Source organism: Acinetobacter sp. YH12138, assembly GCF_015218525.1.
Lineage (GTDB): Bacteria > Pseudomonadota > Gammaproteobacteria > Pseudomonadales > Moraxellaceae > Acinetobacter > Acinetobacter amyesii.
The window spans coordinates 2,989,072-3,007,651 of record NZ_CP048670.1; the positions used below are offsets into that span (position 1 = coordinate 2,989,072).

The 18,580-nt window shown below is 41.8% G+C and carries 17 protein-coding genes and 1 riboswitch; of the genes, 9 read left to right on the plus strand and 8 right to left on the minus strand.

Going from position 1 to position 18,580, the window contains the following annotated elements:
* The first annotated feature begins 459 nt into the window (after positions 1-459).
* The gene (locus G0029_RS14540) at positions 460-1,236 is read left to right on the plus strand and encodes an IclR family transcriptional regulator (protein ID WP_180024252.1); all 777 of its coding nucleotides are present in this window, start codon (positions 460-462) and stop codon (positions 1,234-1,236) included.
* A 230-nt stretch (positions 1,237-1,466) separates the two neighbouring features.
* Here the strand turns inward: G0029_RS14540 and G0029_RS14545 are convergent, their stop codons facing one another.
* Entirely contained in the window at positions 1,467-2,093 is a 627-nt protein-coding gene (locus G0029_RS14545; RefSeq protein ID WP_180109850.1) for an alpha-ketoglutarate-dependent dioxygenase AlkB family protein, read from the minus strand.
* Between the two features lie 172 nt (positions 2,094-2,265).
* Here G0029_RS14545 and G0029_RS14550 point away from each other — a divergent pair, with 172 nt between their 5' ends.
* Positions 2,266-4,062: an ABC transporter ATP-binding protein gene (locus G0029_RS14550; RefSeq protein WP_078189432.1), complete on the plus strand. Its 1,797-nt coding sequence runs from the start codon at positions 2,266-2,268 to the stop codon at positions 4,060-4,062.
* Between the two features lie 58 nt (positions 4,063-4,120).
* Here the strand turns inward: G0029_RS14550 and phoU are convergent, their stop codons facing one another.
* Together phoU and G0029_RS14560 are read right to left on the minus strand one after the other, a co-directional pair.
* Positions 4,121-4,837: a phosphate signaling complex protein PhoU gene (gene phoU / locus G0029_RS14555; protein WP_078189433.1), complete on the minus strand. Its 717-nt coding sequence runs from the start codon at positions 4,835-4,837 to the stop codon at positions 4,121-4,123.
* An 83-nt stretch (positions 4,838-4,920) separates the two neighbouring features.
* Positions 4,921-6,276, minus strand: coding sequence for a TolC family outer membrane protein (locus G0029_RS14560; RefSeq protein WP_180106782.1), 1,356 nt, complete (start codon positions 6,274-6,276; stop codon positions 4,921-4,923).
* Positions 6,277-6,608: 332 nt separating this feature from the next.
* Between G0029_RS14560 and G0029_RS14565 the strand changes: the two genes are divergently transcribed.
* The 7 genes from G0029_RS14565 (at position 6,609) to G0029_RS14595 (ending at position 13,333) form a co-directional block, all read left to right on the plus strand.
* Complete coding sequence (locus G0029_RS14565) at positions 6,609-7,577, plus strand: hypothetical protein (protein ID WP_227591833.1); 969 nt, start codon at positions 6,609-6,611, stop codon at positions 7,575-7,577.
* Positions 7,578-7,679: 102 nt separating this feature from the next.
* Positions 7,680-7,806, plus strand: a riboswitch (TPP riboswitch).
* 116 nt (positions 7,807-7,922) lie between these two features.
* Positions 7,923-9,818, plus strand: coding sequence for a phosphomethylpyrimidine synthase ThiC (gene thiC, locus G0029_RS14570; RefSeq protein WP_078189435.1), 1,896 nt, complete (start codon positions 7,923-7,925; stop codon positions 9,816-9,818).
* Between the two features lie 75 nt (positions 9,819-9,893).
* A complete protein-coding gene (locus G0029_RS14575) occupies positions 9,894-10,514 on the plus strand; it encodes an NUDIX domain-containing protein (protein ID WP_078192575.1) in 621 nt (206 codons plus the stop codon).
* Between the two features lie 10 nt (positions 10,515-10,524).
* Positions 10,525-11,328, plus strand: a complete 804-nt coding sequence (gene cpdA / locus G0029_RS14580; protein ID WP_078192576.1) for a 3',5'-cyclic-AMP phosphodiesterase — start codon at positions 10,525-10,527, stop codon at positions 11,326-11,328.
* Positions 11,329-11,537: 209 nt separating this feature from the next.
* Positions 11,538-12,065 carry an RNA polymerase-binding protein DksA gene (gene dksA, locus G0029_RS14585; protein WP_078189438.1) on the plus strand — a complete coding sequence of 176 codons (528 nt, stop codon included), beginning with the start codon at positions 11,538-11,540 and terminating at the stop codon, positions 12,063-12,065.
* A gap of 4 nt (positions 12,066-12,069) precedes the next feature.
* A complete protein-coding gene (gluQRS, locus tag G0029_RS14590; RefSeq protein ID WP_373685010.1) occupies positions 12,070-12,987 on the plus strand; it encodes a tRNA glutamyl-Q(34) synthetase GluQRS in 918 nt (305 codons plus the stop codon).
* Positions 12,988-13,072: 85 nt separating this feature from the next.
* Positions 13,073-13,333, plus strand: coding sequence for a zinc-ribbon domain-containing protein (locus tag G0029_RS14595; RefSeq protein ID WP_078189439.1), 261 nt, complete (start codon positions 13,073-13,075; stop codon positions 13,331-13,333).
* Here G0029_RS14595 and ftsW read toward each other — a convergent pair.
* From ftsW to G0029_RS14620, 5 genes are all read right to left on the minus strand, one after another.
* Positions 13,322-14,518 carry a putative lipid II flippase FtsW gene (gene ftsW / locus G0029_RS14600; protein ID WP_078192579.1) on the minus strand — a complete coding sequence of 399 codons (1,197 nt, stop codon included), beginning with the start codon at positions 14,516-14,518 and terminating at the stop codon, positions 13,322-13,324. The two genes, G0029_RS14595 and ftsW, sit on opposite strands and share 12 nt — an antisense overlap.
* A gap of 21 nt (positions 14,519-14,539) precedes the next feature.
* Positions 14,540-15,886 carry a UDP-N-acetylmuramoyl-L-alanine--D-glutamate ligase gene (gene murD / locus G0029_RS14605; RefSeq protein WP_180106779.1) on the minus strand — a complete coding sequence of 449 codons (1,347 nt, stop codon included), beginning with the start codon at positions 15,884-15,886 and terminating at the stop codon, positions 14,540-14,542.
* A 159-nt stretch (positions 15,887-16,045) separates the two neighbouring features.
* Positions 16,046-16,297, minus strand: a complete 252-nt coding sequence (locus G0029_RS14610; protein WP_180106777.1) for a DUF6587 family protein — start codon at positions 16,295-16,297, stop codon at positions 16,046-16,048.
* Positions 16,298-16,336: 39 nt separating this feature from the next.
* The gene (gene feoB, locus G0029_RS14615) at positions 16,337-18,199 is read right to left on the minus strand and encodes a ferrous iron transport protein B (protein WP_180093144.1); all 1,863 of its coding nucleotides are present in this window, start codon (positions 18,197-18,199) and stop codon (positions 16,337-16,339) included.
* Positions 18,196-18,459 carry a FeoA family protein gene (locus tag G0029_RS14620; protein WP_078189444.1) on the minus strand — a complete coding sequence of 88 codons (264 nt, stop codon included), beginning with the start codon at positions 18,457-18,459 and terminating at the stop codon, positions 18,196-18,198. The genes feoB and G0029_RS14620 overlap by 4 nt, the downstream gene beginning before the upstream one ends.
* Between the last annotated feature and the right edge of the window lie 121 nt (positions 18,460-18,580).

Genomic DNA, 18,580 nt, shown 5'->3' on the forward strand with positions numbered 1-18,580 from the left:
GATCTCGTCGGTTTGCTTCTTTTTAGTGAAAACGGCCTCGTATCGAATGCTTAAACATTCGACAGCACAACCTGTATCACGGCACAGGAATGACTAGAAATTTCAATAAGTAAAGAAGCGATTCAAATCGTGTTTCAAACCATTTGAATACAAAAAGTAGTGTGCAACATTGCCTGCGCATCGAAAGAATGGGCAATATTTATTCAATATAAGATATTTTCAAAACAATTTTGCTAAAAAAACAAATTAAAGTCAATATTAATATCTTATTTTGATAATTGACCTATATTTTAAATGCGTATTTCAATTTTTTATTATGCTTTTATCAGAATAACCCAAGAAACCCTGTGATATTTCAGATTTGTTTCATTTCCAGTGTAGAAAAGCGCAACATCAGGCCAAGCAATTTGTTATAAAGTAACTTAACGATTCATTTTTATTGTGACCAAGCAGGTTCTTATGGCGCTTTCCAGTTTTGGTAAAATTCTCACCGTACTCGACTTATTTTCAGTTGCTCGTCCCATCATCAATGTCGACATTATTAGTGAAGAATTAGGCTTATCTAAACCAACGAGCTATCGCTATTTAAAAGAACTGGTTTCTGCTGAATTATTGCAGCGCCTCAGTGGGACTTCTGGCGATTACACACTGGGTTCAAAAATTGCTGTGCTTGATTTTATTTCTCGCACCACCGATCCATTGGTGCAAATTAGCATTCCCTTCATGAAAGAAATTGTGGAACGCACAGAGTCTTGTTGCTTATTGACGCATCTGAATATCGACTCATGTATTGATGTACATCATGAACTGTATAAGGACTATACTGCCTTGGCATATGGTCGAGGTAGCCCACGTCCAATGTACAAAGGCTCATCATCTAAAGTGATTTTGTCGCAGTTACCTAAGCAACGGATTTTAGATTATTACCACCGTTTTGCGGACGAATTATCTCAAGTTGGTTTTGCGCATAATGAAGAAGAATTTATGCAGCAAATGAAAAAGATTAAAAAGCAGGGTTATTATTTTTCCAATGGTGAAGTTGACCCGAATATGTCGAGCCTATCGATTCCGATTAAATTTTCCAGTAAAGAACCCCCGCTTGCTTTGACCCTATTGGCGTCTAAAAATCGTTTTGAATTTATGAATTTTCAAAAAGTCGTAGAAATGATGCAAGACTGTACAGCGCGTATTGAGAAAAAATACAGCAGTATGATGGAAGAATCGGACGCCATTTAAATCTGATCAGTTTGCACACAACTGATGCAATGTTGTAAAGATGATATTTAATTAATCTGATAAATTTATATTATTAATTGAATTTATTAATTATAAATATTAGATAAATTATCATAATATGATTATTGTTCTTTAGCAGTCATCTCAACCATGTGTTCCATGATTTCAGTTGATTGTCGCTATACTCTTCCTCAGAGAAAGAAAAAAGCTCATCTAGATATGGGCTTTTTTTACGGCTGTTGATCATAGAAATAACGAAAGGTTAAATTCACCCTCGGCTCGGTCACTTTCATCGACTTCATTAGGGCATGTTTCCAATACCGTTGGGTTTGCCCACGCATCACAATCAACTGTCCACTTTGCAGTAAAAGCTGTACTTTCTCTTGAGTGCTTTTATGTTTAAAGCAAAACTTTCGGCTTGCGCCAAAACTCAAAGATGCGATCACCACCTGCTGTGTGGGTGAAAGCAAAGATGGCTCATCATCACTATGCCACCCCACCGCTTGCGTACCATTTTCGTATAAATTGGCCAAACAGGAATTAAACGTCTGACCCACCCGTTGCTCAATATATTTCTTTAAGCGCAGTAAAGCTGGATTCCAGATCAATGCCTGCTTTTGCATGCCTGAATAGTGATACTCATAATGAGCATCTCCATACCAAACCACTTTTCGTTCCGTTTGAAAATACTGTCCATGCAAAATGACTTCATCATGCTGCCAAGCCAACTGCGTGAGGAAATAGCGTAAATATTTTTCACTGTCTTCAGCATTGAAGATCAATCCATAATCTTCAACTTCACCATTATAGGGCAACAGATTTGCATGCGGTTCAGGCGTAAATAATTCAAAATTCATCCGTTCAACTCAACACTGTTTGGCACAGCAGCGTGATGCTGATGTCGTGAGCACATTTAAAAAATATCTTAGCCGAAAAACTCTCGTCACAAATCAAAACATTGCCATTACTTGTCGCATAGAATTTTCAGTCTTAGACTAAAGCTCATATTCACAATAAAAATAATTGCTTATGAACCTGTGGCAGCTTTTCCAAAAATTACGTCCATTCGTACAGCCATACCGCTGGCTGGTGGTCGTGACGCTGATCTTGACCTTAATTGGCTCACTCACGGCACAGGTGAATGCCCTGACACTCAAATATGCCGTAGACAGCATCAATCAGCTTTTACAGCAAGGCCTCGGTCTAGCCAATGGTTGGCATATATTAATCACCATCACCGTAGTTTTACTGGGAAAAGAAGTCATCAATGCCATCGTGCAATTTGGACAAAAATCGTTTGGTGAAAAGTTACGTATTTTAATTTCTCAGGATTTGTCCCAAGGCATTATTGAAAAATTTATCACCTATCGATTGGCATTCTTCGATCAACAAGACAACCAAGCAGGTAAGCTCCAAACTCGAATTGATCGGGGTGTCAGCTCGCTCACACGACTAGTTCAAATCTTTTTTATTGATATTTTACCGCTTTTTACCAGTGCGATTATTGCACTGGGCTTAATGTATTATGCCAATGTTTGGGTTGGCGTGGTGGCCACAATTATTGTGCCGATTTATTTTTGGCTAACTTTCAAACAATCACAAAAACTGGCAGGCAAACGCCGTGCCCTACGCGATAATTTTGAAAAGAAAAATCAGGGTATTCTGAGTATTATCAACTCGATAACGGTCATTAAATCTTTTAACAAAGAAGCCGTCGAATCGAAAAAGCAATTAAATCTGCAAAAGTCGCTGACTGAAAACCAGATGCAGACACGGCAAACCAGTTATATCTTTGACGGACTCAAAACCTTTATTGAACAGGTCGGTGTAGTGCTGATCATCATTCTGACGGCCTATTTTGTTTTGGATGGGCAAATGAGTATCGGGATGATTATGTATCACGTGTTGTTATTTAATAATGTCTCTGCCCCGATTCGCTCGCTGCATCGTATCTATGATGAAATTAACTCTGCGATGATTTATTCGGAAAGCTTCTTTAACATCTTAGAAGCGGATCATGAAATTGAAACCAGTGGCACTGCTCAACCTCCGATTCAAGGTCAGTTTGAATTAAGCAATGTCGACTTTAGCTATCCCAATGGTTTTCAGGCATTGCACCGTATCAATATGACCATCCAACCAAATAAAATTACCGCCTTGGTTGGTTTATCTGGCGCTGGAAAATCGACATTAATTAGCTTACTGGATAAGTTTTATCATCCTCAAGCGGGCAATATCAAACTCGATGGCATCGATTTAGAACAGATTGATACACAGTATTTACGTGAAAATATTGGTTTGGTATTGCAAAAAAATCATATTTTCCCAGGTTCAATTTTTGAAAATATTCGCTATGGCAAAAGTACAGCTACAGAGCAAGAAGTCTTCGATGCAGCACGGAAAGCCTCGATCCATGATCAGATCTTAAAACTGCCGCATGCCTATGAAGCCGATGCTTTACTGCTCTCAGGTGGACAGCAACAGCGCATTGCCTTGGCACGCATGTTCTTGAAAAATCCGCCGATTATTTTCTTGGACGAACCGACGGCTAGTTTAGATGCGATCGCTGCTGAACAAATTAAAAATAGTCTGGATCAAATTAAGCAAGGGCGTACCGTCATCATGATTTCGCATAGTTTGTCGCAAATTATCGATGCTGATTACACCTATGTGATGAAAGACGGACAAATCGTAGAACACGGGGAGCATCATGATTTGTACCATCAAGAAGGTGCTTATAAGCAAATCTTCGATGCGATGGCAAAAAGTTTGAATATTGACAAAATTGCCCGGACTTTTGAGGAAGACGAAGAAACACATAGTTAATTTTAGACCGAAAAAAGCCCATCGTTTGATGGGCTTCGTTCATATTTGTTTTATTCAATTAACGCTGAACTTTTTGCTCAATTTCTTCAACACTGGTGTGACGGACATCTAGACCTTTCACCATATAAATCACTTGTTCAGAGATATTTCGAGCATGGTCACCAATACGTTCAAGTGAACGCAGCACCCAAAGTACATTCATGACCCGAGTAATGTGACGTGGATCTTCTATCATATACGTCATGAGGGTACGGGTTGCCGATTGGTACTCGCGGTCAATATCAGCATCGGCCAAAAGGACACGTAAAGCCTGATCTACATCCAAACGTGCAAAGGCATCAAGCGCATCATGAATCATCACGCGGACTTGGTTGCCAATATGACGTGTTTCCATATAACCACGCGGTGAACCACCCTCTTCACACAAGCTTTGTGCAATACGGGCAATTTTTGCCGCTTCATCACCAATCCGTTCTAAATCGGTGTTGGCTTTCGACATCGCAATCACCATGCGTAGATCAATCGCAGCAGGATGACGGCGCGCCAAAATCAGGGTAAGCGCTTCATCAATTTCAGTTTCCATACGGTTCACCGTATTGTCTTGAAATTGAACATCGATCGCCATCGTTGCATCCGTATCCAATAAGGCATGAATGGCATTTGCAACCTGCTGCTCCACCAAACCACCCATGGTCATAAATTTGGTATGCACATCCTGCAATTCTTCATTGAATTGCGAAGAAATATGATGGTTTAAAACAGGATTATTAGGCAAAGCGAGTCTCCACTACAACGTGAATCGGCAGATTTTAGTGCCATATTAAAGCATATTGATTGTGAAACTTTTATGACCATGGCCTATTTCTTTAGTAAGATCGATGGCTGATTTTTCTGATCGACCAACCACGCATTCATTTCCACTAAATCAGCTTCCGTTAATTTCCCAACTGAGGCTTTAAGTTGTAGAACATGAATTAAATAATCGTACTTAGAATTCAGATAATCTTGACGGGCTGAAAAGGCATTACGCTGTGCCAGCAGCACATCAACCATGGTTTTCAGACCTTCTTGGTACTGAGCTTGTGAGGCCAAAGACACTTGCGCGGAAGAATCCATTGCAGCTTTACGTGCCTGTAATTTACTTTGATCCGTTTCGACTTGCATATAAGATTTTTTTACATCGGTTTGTGCTTTTCGAATTGCTGCATCCACCTGTGCTTGGCTTTTTTCAACATTGATCGCCGCTTGCTTAATGGATTTCTGTGTCCGTCCACCATTAAACACATTCCAGTTCATTTCAATCCCCACCTGATCAAATTGACCATCTTGCGACATGATGGATTGTGGACTTTGCTTGTTATAACCATAGGTCCCTACCGCTTCAATCTGAGGATATAAAGCAGCTTTTTCGATGCGTTTGCCATCTTCCGCATAACGTTGTTGCATACGCGCTTGTAAAATGCCTAGGTTCTGCTCCTGAGCCAGTTCTTCCCACGCTTGTACATTGTTTGGAATCGGTTTTTCAAACTGAAAATCTTCACGTAACACCGCCAAATTTTCTCGATATGGCCCAATCAACTGTTGTAATTGTTCCTGCGCCAAAACCAATTGAACATTAGTCGCCATGCGGTTGGCCCGAGCATTTTGATATTGTGCATTGGCTTCACTGACATCACTTTTTGCCACCAAACCTTCTTTTAATTTAGCATTCATCATGCGCAGCTGTTCCGATAGCGCCTGTTCTTCTTGTAAGTTGGCAACCGTCAATGCTTGCTGACGTAGGACATTAAAATAAGCTTCAGAGACATTTAAAATATGATCTTGTTTTTGAATCCGCAGATTAATTTCACTTAAATTAATCGAGGTCTTGACTTGCTTCAGCCCTTCCCATGCATCCCAACGAAAAATGGGCTGACGAGCAGTAAGCGCAATTTGTCTTGTTGTGGTGCTGTCTGGCATGATCAGCCCGGCTTGAGCGCCGCTTTGGTTGGAATTTTGATTTTTTCGGGTCACATTTCCGGAGATTGTTACCGTCGGGAGTAAGTTCCCATTGGCAATCCCCAAATTCAATTTATCCGCTTCATATTGTAGTTTATTGGCTTGCCAATTGGGGTCTTCTTGTTTTGCACGTTCATAAGCTTGCACAAGATCTAGCGCACACGCCCATTGACTCGTGAAAAGCAAACAAAGACCCACCACAACTTTTTTGTTCATTTTTTTTGTAAATTCCTAATATTCAAATACCCGAGATTGAATATTCAAGCCTAAAACTAAGCAGATACTAATCATATCCTTGCAAATTTCCGTATGATTTTTATTAATTTTTTATATCAAATGCGACAAAACCGGATAATTTCAGTCGTTTTCAGACACTACTCACAACGCTATAACAAAGAACTGTACAATAGTACACATATTGCACGTGTTTCATCTATAAAATAGTCGACATTCCATCGGACAATACCACTTCTATAGCGCATCGAGTTCCTGTGTCAAAATTTTTTCAGCTGCCTGCAAAGTTTAGTGCAATGTTTTTATGTTTCAGTATGTTGAATGGATGCCAACAACAGCCTGAACCTCAACCTGCACCAGAGTTTCCCAACAATAAGACTGTTCAAAAAGAAGCAGTCGATTTGTCTTTGCTGTGCAAAAAACTTGAAAAAAACATGCTGGAAATAGACGATCAACGAACAACTTTCGCTTTAGAACAAATCAACCAAGATCTCAAAGTCTGCTTACCGCTATTAAAAGCGGACGAACAAAAAAAATTACTGCGTTTGTCCAATCAAATGTATCGCAACTTTTTACATGTTGAACGTACAGCTCAACAGCAAATGGCGTTCGAACAATTTGCCTTTGATATGGCTCAGCATCCCACCATTCAACAAAATCATTATGAGCAGCTCACTGCCCGAGATCAGTATTTACTGAAACATAAAGGCCAAGCTTATGTGGAGTTGTTCGATGCAGGTGAAGGACAATTACGCTATCGCCGCAGTCCTGAATATTTAGCCAAAATTTTTGCGCCTTATATGGAAGAATCTGAGCAAGTCTTTATTGAAAAACTGGCTGAACAAAATGCACAACCTGCCTTGCTGCAACAAAGTTTAACCATTGAGCCGCAAGAGATTGCAACACGTGCAATTTTTTGGGAAGACTATCTGAAACAATATCCAGATAGCCCATACAAAAAAGATGCACAACAATTGCTATATCAATATAGCCAGTTGTTATTTATTGGTTCAGCGCATAGCCCAGTTTCTAATGATTTTTCAGACCGCCTCAGTATTCAAGCCAGTTCTTTAGAAGAAATTGAACGTTTGGCTCAATTAAAAAACTCCACATTGGCAGATCAGGCGCGTTTATTTTTAAAATTATTAGATCAAAATACTGCTGCATCTAATCAGCGATCAGAAGCGCAGCTGTTGAATTTAATTGGTGTCCGTAATCCTGATCCGCATTATAAGAAAGACTGTTTTAGTGACGCCATCTGTGTAAATCAGTCCTCTACTTAGCCAATGCAAGTTCAATTGCACACGGACCTAGCCAAAATTCTGCACTGCAAAATCGATGAAAAATAACACTGTTTTAAAACAGCCTTCATGCTAATATCCGCACAAAGCTTGACGGAGCGCAGGTAATTTCCTGCTGAGATCATCTAAATTTAGTTCGCTAAATTTAAGGATGAGTACCGTTGAACCTGATCAGGTTAATACCTGCGTAGGAATCAAGCCATCTAAAAACTTAAGCCCTTCTTATCTCTTGGTTTTACGCCTTTATTTTCAGGTGAATCCATCAGATAAACTGCCACGTTTTTGGTCGTGCTTGATTCGTTGATGTCATTCATAAGGATCATTGCAATGAACCAATTAACGAATCTCACCGCTTCAGATCGCGCTGCTCAACATGAACAAGATGCTAAAGATCTCACTCGTATTCTCCCTGCGTCAAAGAAAGTCTATATCCAAGGTTCACGTCCAGATATTCGCGTGCCGATGCGTGAGATTAGCCTTACAGATACGCCTACAGGTCTGGGTGGAGAAAAAAATCTACCGATTATGGTCTATGACACCTCTGGTGCTTATACAGACCCCAATATTCAAATTGACCTGAATCAAGGTCTACCTAATGTCCGTGAATCTTGGATTGAGTCTCGAAATGATACGGAAATACTCGATACCTTAACTTCAAAATTTGGACAAGAGCGTCTTCGAGATATTCGTACTGCAGAGATTCGTTTTGCGCATATTTCAAAACCGCGTCGCGCTCGTCGTGGACACAATGTGTCTCAAATGCACTATGCCAAACAAGGCATCATCACTCCTGAAATGGAATACATTGCGATTCGTGAAAATCAGCGCCAGCGTGAAGGTGTTGATATGCGCCAACATGCCGGTCAAAATTTTGGCGCACGCAATTTAACTGAAATCACCCCAGAATTTGTACGTCAAGAAGTGGCTGAAGGTCGTGCCATTATCCCTGCCAACATTAACCACCCTGAATGTGAACCGATGATTATTGGTCGTAACTTCTTGGTGAAAATCAATGCCAACATTGGTAACTCAGCACTTGGTTCAAGCATCGATGAAGAAGTGGCAAAAATGACTTGGGCAACTCGTTGGGGCGCTGACACCATCATGGATTTATCGACAGGTAAAAATATCCATGAAACCCGCGAATGGATTATTCGCAACTCCCCTGTACCGATTGGCACCGTGCCGATTTACCAAGCTTTAGAAAAAGTTGATGGTGTCGCAGAGGACTTAACCTGGGAAATTTTCAAAGACACACTGATTGAACAAGCCGAGCAAGGTGTCGATTACTTTACGATTCACGCAGGCGTGCTGCTTCGTTATGTTCCACTCACAGCCAACCGTTTAACAGGGATTGTGTCACGTGGCGGATCGATCATGGCGCAGTGGTGCTTAGCGCATCATGAAGAAAACTTCCTGTATACGCATTTTGATGAAATCTGCGAAATCATGAAAGCCTATGATGTGTCATTCAGTTTAGGTGATGGTTTACGTCCGGGGTGTATTCAAGATGCCAACGATGAAGCCCAATTTAGTGAATTACGCACCTTAGGTGAATTGACTCACCGTGCATGGGAACATGATGTACAAGTCATGATTGAAGGCCCGGGCCATGTCCCTATGCACATGATCAAAGAAAATATGGATCTACAACTCGAGGTTTGCAAAGAAGCACCTTTTTATACCCTTGGGCCGCTCACCACTGATATTGCACCGGGCTATGATCACATTACCTCTGCCATTGGTGCGGCAATGATTGGTTGGTATGGCACCGCCATGCTGTGTTATGTGACCCCGAAAGAGCACCTTGGTCTACCAGATAAAAAAGACGTCAAAGACGGCATTATCACCTACAAAATTGCAGCCCATGCCGCAGACCTTGCCAAAGGTCATCCCGGTGCGCAGGCTCGTGATAATGCATTATCCAAAGCACGCTTTGAATTCCGCTGGGAAGACCAATTTAATCTGAGCTTAGACCCTGATACAGCGCGTAGCATGCATGATGAAACTATGCCGAAAGAAGCACATAAATCAGCCCATTTTTGTTCAATGTGTGGACCTAAATTTTGCTCGATGAAAATCACACAAAATGTGAGAGATTATGCAAAAAATCAGCAAGATATGCAGCTTTCTTCAGAATCTAATCCTGAAATTGAGACAGGTTTACAAAGCATGAAAGCGGCCTATCATGAACATGGTCAAAAGTTGTACCATAAAGTGTAAAGCTTAAAAAAATCTTTTGTATTCAACAAAATCTCGGTTAGGATGAAATGGAAGATTTCATCCTAATTAGCGCTTATGAATATTATTAAACAGGCCACATATAACAAAAAAGATTACAGCATTGAAGGGCGTGAACATCTTTATAAAGGCTTTATTCAAGTTGAAAAAGTTCAGCTTCGACACCGCTTATTCCATCAAGACAGCATGATTCCAACCATTCAGCGTGAATTGATTCATCGTCCTGAAGCAGCAGGTGTGCTGATCTATAGTCATCAACAACAAAAATTTGCCTTAATTGAACAATTCCGCATTGGGGCGATTGATGATGAAACTTCGCCATGGCAACTAGAGATTATTGCCGGCGTGCTCGATGGTGATGAATCTGCTGAAAGCTGCATCCGCCGTGAAAGTTTGGAAGAATCAGGCTGTGAATTAGATGCACTACAGCATTTATTTAGTTTTTATCCCTCTGCGGGTGCCTGCGCGGAATTATTCCACCTTTATAGTGCTGAAGCTGAACTTCCTGAACATGGCGGAGTCTTTGGCATGCCTGATGAAGGAGAGAATATTCAATTGCATATCTTAGATTATGCTGATATTCCTGAATTATTAACCAATGGTCGGCTAAAAAACGCACCTGTCATTATGGCCTTGCAATGGTTACAACAACAAATACATACTACAAGGAATGTCTAAGGGGAAGGACATGACTTTAAGGGATACACCACAATACGACTGGACACTGATCCAGATCTCGGACACACATTTAATGGATCAGGAAGATCTTGAATTTGTCCGCATGAATCCAGAGCAGAGTTTTCACGATGTGATTCAACAAATTCAGTTGAACCATCATCACATCGATACGCTTGTCCATACTGGCGATCTTGCACAAGTGCCGGTAGAGCGTACCTATGCGCGTTATCTCGAATATATGCAACAGCAGCCGTTTCCGTTTTATCAGATTCCGGGGAACCATGACGAAGCGTCTTGCTTCCCATTTCATCAACAGGAAGATCGTGCTCACTGCATCGCATTAGGCAATTGGTGTCTGATTTTACTGAACAGTGCGGTTAAAGGAAAAGTGGATGGTTGGGTATCACAACAGCAGTTGGAACAATTAGATCAGTTACTCACAGCACACCCACAGCAACACATCATTGTGGCATGCCACCACCACCCTTTTGCCATGCAATCGCATTGGATAGATCAGCATAAACTAAAGAACGCTGAACATCTCATAGATGTGCTTTCACGCCATGACAATGTCAAAATTGTACTATGCGGACACGTACATCAAGACTCGTCTAATCAATGGCGCAATATTCAGTTTTTATCGACGCCTTCGACCAGTGTTCAGTTCAAACCGCATAGTGAAAATTTTGCCTTAGATGAGGCTTTACCAGGGTATCGTGCACTCTATCTGAATGATAATGGTGAATTTAAAACTGAAGTTGTTCGGGTCAAATTAAAACAACCTCAAATTAATGTTGAAATTTCAGGTTATTAACTTTTCAATTTGATTTTTTTGCTTTACTTTATGGCTTCTAAAGGAAAAGTGATAGTTAGAATCCAAACATCAAAGACTATCAATAAGCAGAAAAAGTCTATATGATGACGACCCCCACAGAAGGAAACTCTGTGTTGGGTGGATAAAAAACTTGCATATCACCATATTTTTTGCGTATAGATATATGCATATGATGAGGAATGCCCTACATGGCGAATGACAACCAAAATCAAGTCTTAGACGAACAAACTGATGTAGTAGACGAAAAGTCTACCAAACGCGTGCGCAAATCAAAGCCAAAGGCGACTGAAGGTGGTTCTACTGCAAGCTTATTTGGTATTGAACCTTATCAGCCTAAAAAGAATGAAGAATACATGTCTGAAGGGCAACTTGAGCATTTCCGTCACATCTTATTGGCGTGGAAAGCTGAGTTAATGTCTGAAGTAGACCGTACTTTGAATACCATGCAAGACGAAAATACTGCGCTTCCAGATGTGAACGACCGTGCAACGCAAGAAGAAGAATTTGCGATTGAACTTCGTACACGTGACCGTGAACGTAAACTGATCCGTAAAATTGAACAATCAATTGAAGCGATCAAAAATGATGACTACGGCTTCTGTGAAACGTGTGGTATCGAAATTGGCTTACGTCGCCTAGAAGCGCGTCCAACAGCGACTTTATGTATCGACTGCAAAACACTTGCAGAGATCAAAGAGAAGCAAAATAACGGTTAATTCTGTGTTGAGTAATTCCTCTCTAGCCCTCCCTTTAGATAAGGGAGGAAAAGCTGCAGAGCATTACGTGGGTCGGTTTGCGCCATCGCCAACCGGCCCTTTGCATTTTGGCTCTTTAATTACAGCAGTCGCAAGCTACTGCGATGCCCGTGCCCATCAGGGGCAATGGGTCGTTCGTATCGAAGATACCGACATTCCACGTATATTTCCCGGCAGCGAAGAACACATCTTACGTTGTATTGATGCATTTCAATTCGAACCAGATGCCGAGATCATTTTCCAAAAAGACCGCCTCGAAATTTATGAGCAAGTCATTGCGCATTTGCATGCCCAAGACTTGGTCTATGCTTGTCAATGCACCCGAAAAATGCTCGGTTCAAATCATATCTATCAAGGCACATGTCGTAATCTTGGCCTTCCCCTTCAGGATCAGGCTATTCGAATCAAAGTCGATGCACAGAAGATTTGTTTTACCGACCGCTTACAAGGGACGCATTGCTCGAATCTGCAACAGGATTTGGGTGACTTTGTCTTAAAACGCCGTGATGGCATTATCAATTATCAACTTGCTGTCGTGGTTGATGACTACCTACAAGGGATGACCCATGTTGTACGTGGGGCTGATCTTTTGGACAATACCGAACGTCAAATTTGGCTCGGACAGGTTTTGGGTTATCCACGCCTTGAATACATGCACTTGCCATTGGCAATGAATAATCAGGGACAAAAACTGTCAAAACAGAATATGGCTCAAGCTCTTGATTTAAGCCAAGCGGCACCTTTATTACAACAAGCATTGCAAGCCCTACACCAACCGCCAGTCGACTTGGATACGCCACGTATTATGCTACAACAGGCGATTGCGCAGTGGGATATTCAACAAATTCCCCATGGCACAGCATTGCCTCAAATCTATCAATAAACCCAAATATTGATCTAAGCCAATCACTCGATTTTCAATTGAATTATGCTTTAATAAAGTGATCAATCGACCATTGGAGAGCCTAATGTTTTTTATTTTTGGAGTTGGTCCGAAAACCAAAGTCATTGAAAAGAGCCAATTTACTTGCCCTGTCTGCCGCAGCAGAACTCAGTATGAGTTAAAACAGCAACGTAATTATTTTTCTTTATTTTTTATCCCATTGATTCCCCTTTCTAAAGCCAAGGCGAGCTTGGTCAAATGTCTCCATTGTGGAACGGAGATGCCAGCCAGTGTCCTCCACCATGCATCTCCCGATCCGCAACGAGATACCAATTTAGAAGCTTGATTCTTCTTTACTTGGGTTTACTTCTTTGGTCGTCGCATCGATCTTTAAGATCAGACTCACCATAACCGCACAGATAATCAGAGAAGACCCCCCATAACTAATAAACGGTAAGGTCAAACCCTTGGTAGGAAGCATGCCCATGTTCATGCCGGCATTCACCAAAATTTGCAGCAAGAAGATAATACTAATGCCATAAGCCAAGTAGCCTGCACGTAAGTATTGATGACGTAAAGCACGATGACCAATGCGAATACAGCAGATCAACATCACAAATGACAGCGTCAATACGGTCAAAATTCCAAAGAAGCCAAATTCTTCGCCCAAAACCGCCAACATGAAGTCGGTATGAGCCTCAGGTAAATACGACATTTTTTGAATACTATGACCCAAGCCGACACCAAACCATTCACCGCGACCAAAAGCCATTAATGCATTCGACAACTGGTAGCCTGCGCCTAATGGATCATTCCATGGATTTGAGAAGGACATCAAACGTTCTAAACGATAAGGTTCAAATAAAATCAAGAACACAAAGGCCATGATGATCGCACCAAAGGCAATTGCGAACTGAATCAACGGTGCACCTGCGAGGAAGAATACCCCTAGCATAGTTAAGGCAATCACCACCGTCGCCCCTAAATCGGGCTCTGCCATGACTAAACCGACAGTTGCAGCCATAATCACTGCCAATCGTACCAAGCCCTTGATGTTATTGCGGACTTCTTCAGCACGTCGTACCACATAGTCCGCGGTAAATATCGCCATCATGACTTTGGCGACCTCCGAAGCCTGTAAGGTGAAACCAGCAATACGAATCCAACGTTTAGAACCATTGACCTCTGTCCCGACAGCCAATACAGCAGCCAATAAGATAATCGTGATAATCCATAAAAAGAAGGTGTTATTAAACCAAACATTCAACGGCACTTTATAGGCGATATAGGCGGCGGCGGCGGCAGCGGCAATCGAAATACCGTGTCGTGAAATGTAATGAAAGGCATTTTCATGCATGCGTTCTGCATAAGGCATCGATGCAGATGCCACCATGATCGAACCAATACACAACAATGCCAAAACACAGAACACCAGAACATTGCGCACGTTGACCTCGGCAGGTAACCGAGGAAGCCAACGCTCTACAACTTCATTTATTCTATTTATGGTCGTCTGAGCCAACCCAGCCATACAACTTTCCTTATCGTTCTTTTAAACGAGTGCATTCACACAATCAACAAATTGGTGTCCACGCTCACTGTAGCCTTTAAACATATCAAAACTTGCGCACGCTGGAGACAATAACACCACATCATTGGCTACCGCATTTTGTTGGCACAACTCAACCGCTTGTTTCAAACTTTCAGCATGAATCAGCGTGGTTGTCCCTTCAACCGCTTTTTCAATAATTGGACGATCTTCACCAATCAATACCGCAACTTTGGCATATTTTGAAAGTGAATCACGCAGCGCAGTAAAGTCCTGCCCTTTGCCTTGACCACCTAAAATAATCGCCACTTTACCGCCTTTGGCTTCAATCGCAGCACCTAGACCATCAATCGCAGCTAAAGTCGCACCAATATTGGTGCCTTTAGAGTCGTTATAATAACGAACACCATGCACTTCTTTCACAAATTCACAGCGGTGTTCTAAACCTTTAAAGGTTTTCAAGGTTTCCAACATGCCTTCGAGTGGCAAACCAATCGCTTCACCCAAAGCTAAACATGCCAAGGCGTTTGCCACATTATGTGTCCCTTGGATATACATATCTGCACTTTTCAGTAACCGCTCACGACCACGTGCCAACCAAATTGTGCCATCAGTATCACGTAAAATACCGAACTGATTCATATCTGGTGCATTTAGGCCAAAGCTTTGCATTGGAGTAATATCTGGAACCAATGGACGTGTTAATGAGTCATCACGGTTATACACCACTTTTTTCACCGCTTGGAAAATACGATGCTTCGCAGTGTGATAGCCCATCATATCGCCATGACGGTCCAAATGGTCTTCACTCATGTTCAACACAACAGCCACTTCTGCGGCCAAGTTTGATGTGGTTTCTAATTGAAAACTTGAAAGCTCTAAAACATAAAGCTCAGGATCATCTTTGGTGAGATCCAAAGCCGGACGACCCAAGTTGCCACCCACTGCCACTTTTTTGCCTGCATCTGCTGCCATAAGACCAAATAAAGTCGTTACGGTACTTTTCGCATTCGAACCTGTAATCGCGACAATTGGCTTATCCGTCGCACGACGTAAAATTTGAATTTCTGAAACCACAGGAATGTTGGCTGCAATGGCCGCCTGAATTTGCGGTAATTTTGGATCTAGCCCCGGGCTGATAATAATTTCTTCTGCTTGGAGTAATAAATCTTGATCCAACTGACCGAAACTAGTTTGTACATCATTTGGAATTTGATCATGACCCGGTGGGACTGCTCGTGAATCGGTGACTGCAACGCGGTAGCCATGGCTATGTAAGAAATTCACTGCGGAAACACCAGAAATCCCTAATCCGGCAACAACCTTCAATCCACCACGCTGTATTAACATTTTCGCCCCATTTTTTGGTCGGTTTTTAAATCTGACAAAATGTTAGCACTTTGCTGTTTTGAATGCTTTTTATGTTTTCACTTTCTCGCAGTTTTTTTGTGTCTGCTCGTAAAAAAACCGCCCATCTTGGGCGGTTTCTTCACGCAACGGGCGGTGAGCTTATTTCCACTTCACCGCTTGTACTTCAGCTTTTTTTGCAGATGAATTATCCGAAGCTGAACATCCACAACCGCCTGCACAGCCTGCGACCATTTTGGGCTTTAACCATTTGGCTAAACTGTTCCAACCACGGTTTGCACAGTGCCCAGATAAAGTTGTGAAGACTGAGTTCGATGTTTTTGGAAATACCTTCTTAAACACCACGACAGCACTCCAAATCACCAATACCGCAATAATTATTGATTCAAGCATGTCTCTCTCCTTTGTTCAGCTTTTGCCATTCAAGATTCACTATCCAAAATAGCGTGTTGCAATTTGATACGTGATGAATGCCATTAGATAAGCCAAACCAAATAAATAGATAGTCATGAAACTCACCGTTTTCAAGGAGCCAGTTTCACGTTTAACTGTCGCCAGTGTCGCCAAGCAATGTGGCGCATAAATAAACCACACCAATAATGATAGACCGGTTGCCAATGACCAACCCAATGACCCATCGCTACTAATTAAATTTGCCAGACCTTGAGACATGGCATCCTCATCTGTTGCAGACAAGGCATACACCGTACCCAATGCCGCTACAACAACTTCACGTGCCGCCATCGCTGGAATTAAGGCAATACATATCTGCCAGTTAAAACCTAATGGTGCAAAAATCGGTTGTAGCACATGCCCAAGCATACCTGCCAATGAATAATCAATATCCGGCAAGGTTGCGCCTTCTGGCGGTTGCGGGAAAGTACACAAGAACCATAACAAAATCGATAAAGCAAAGATGATGCCACCGACACGTTTCAAGAAGATCTTGGCACGGTCCAGTAAACCAATCCAAACACTCTTAATATCTGGGAAACGGTAGCTTGGAAGTTCCATCAATAAGGCATGCTGTGATTTATCTTTTTGGAAGAATTTCAGCACTGTTGCCACAATTAAGGCACTCACAATCCCTGCTGCATATAATGCAAATAACACCAAGCCTTGTAAGTTAAAGACGCCCCAGACCATTTGCTGTGGAATAAATGCTGAGATCAGCAAGGCATAAACCGGTAAACGTGCCGAACAGGTCATCAATGGCGCAACTAAAATCGTTACCAGACGATCTCGGGGGTCTTGAATACTCCGAGTTGCCATGATGCCCGGTACAGCACAGGCAAAGCTCGATAGCAGAGGAATAAAAGCTCGTCCACTCAGTCCGGCTTTAAACATCAGCTTATCTAGCAAGAATGCTGCACGTGGTAAATAACCTGATTCTTCTAAAACCAAAATAAAGAAGAATAAAATTAAAATCTGCGGCAAGAACACCACTACACCGCCTGCACCCGCAATGATCCCATCAACCACCAAGCTGTTCAGGAGTGGATGTGAAATGTGTTCACCGACCAATTCACCGAACCAACCGAAGAAGGTTTCAATACCATCCATAAACGGCGCAGCCCACGCAAACACCGCTTGGAAGATAATAAACATCATCACCGCTAAGGTAATTAAACCAAAGACTGGATGTAGAAAAATTTTATCGAGAAAGTCTGAGCGTTTATCTTCATGATCAACAAACACCACCACGTCTTTTAAAATTTGTTCAATTTTTTCGTGGTTAGTCCCAGAAAGATTGGTATCACTTAATGACGCATCTGGTTTTCTGAAACCTTCAGCATCCAAAGCACCCATTAAGTTTTCAATACCCGCATTACGTACAGCAACGGTTTCTACGACAGGCACACCCAAACGCTGAGACAGCTTTTGGGTATTGATTTGCATGCCACGACGACGTGCTTCATCCATCATGTTGAGGACAAGTAAAATTGGACGACCCAAATCGATCATTTCCATGACCAAACCGAGGTGCAATTTTAAGTTTGTCGCATCAACTACACATAAAAAGACATCTTGATGCCCTTCTTCTGCAATTTTACCTTGCACGACATCACGCGTAATGGCTTCATCAGGACTCGTCGCTTCTAAGCTATATGTCCCCGGCAAATCCAAAACTCGAACAGATTTACCCGATGGCAAAGTAAATTGACCAACTTTACGCTCAACCGTTACACCAGCATAGTTTGCAACTTTCTGACGTGTGCCCGTTAAATGATTGAATAATGAAGTTTTACCACAGTTTGGATTACCAACGAGGGCAATACGTAACGCATCACTCATGCTGATGCCCCTTCCATTGCTATTTCCACTTTTTCAGCTTCTACTTTTCGCAGTGCGAAACGAGTAAACCCAACTTGAATTAAAATCGGGTCACCACCAAAAATACCTTTGGTAATCACCTGTACTTTTGTTCCAGGAACAAAACCCAAAGTCTCTAAACGGCTAGCGACTAAATCAGCCGGAGCATTGTTGCCATTCTGGTTACGATGTACCTTATGAATGACTGCGCTTTGTTTCACTTTCAAATCAGATAATCGCACGCAACTAACCCTAAAAAATTTTGAACATTATACAAACAAATGAGAATAATTAACAAATCGGATTCGATTTCAATTCTCATTTAACAATCTAGCATCGACACGACTATTTTTTTAAATTACA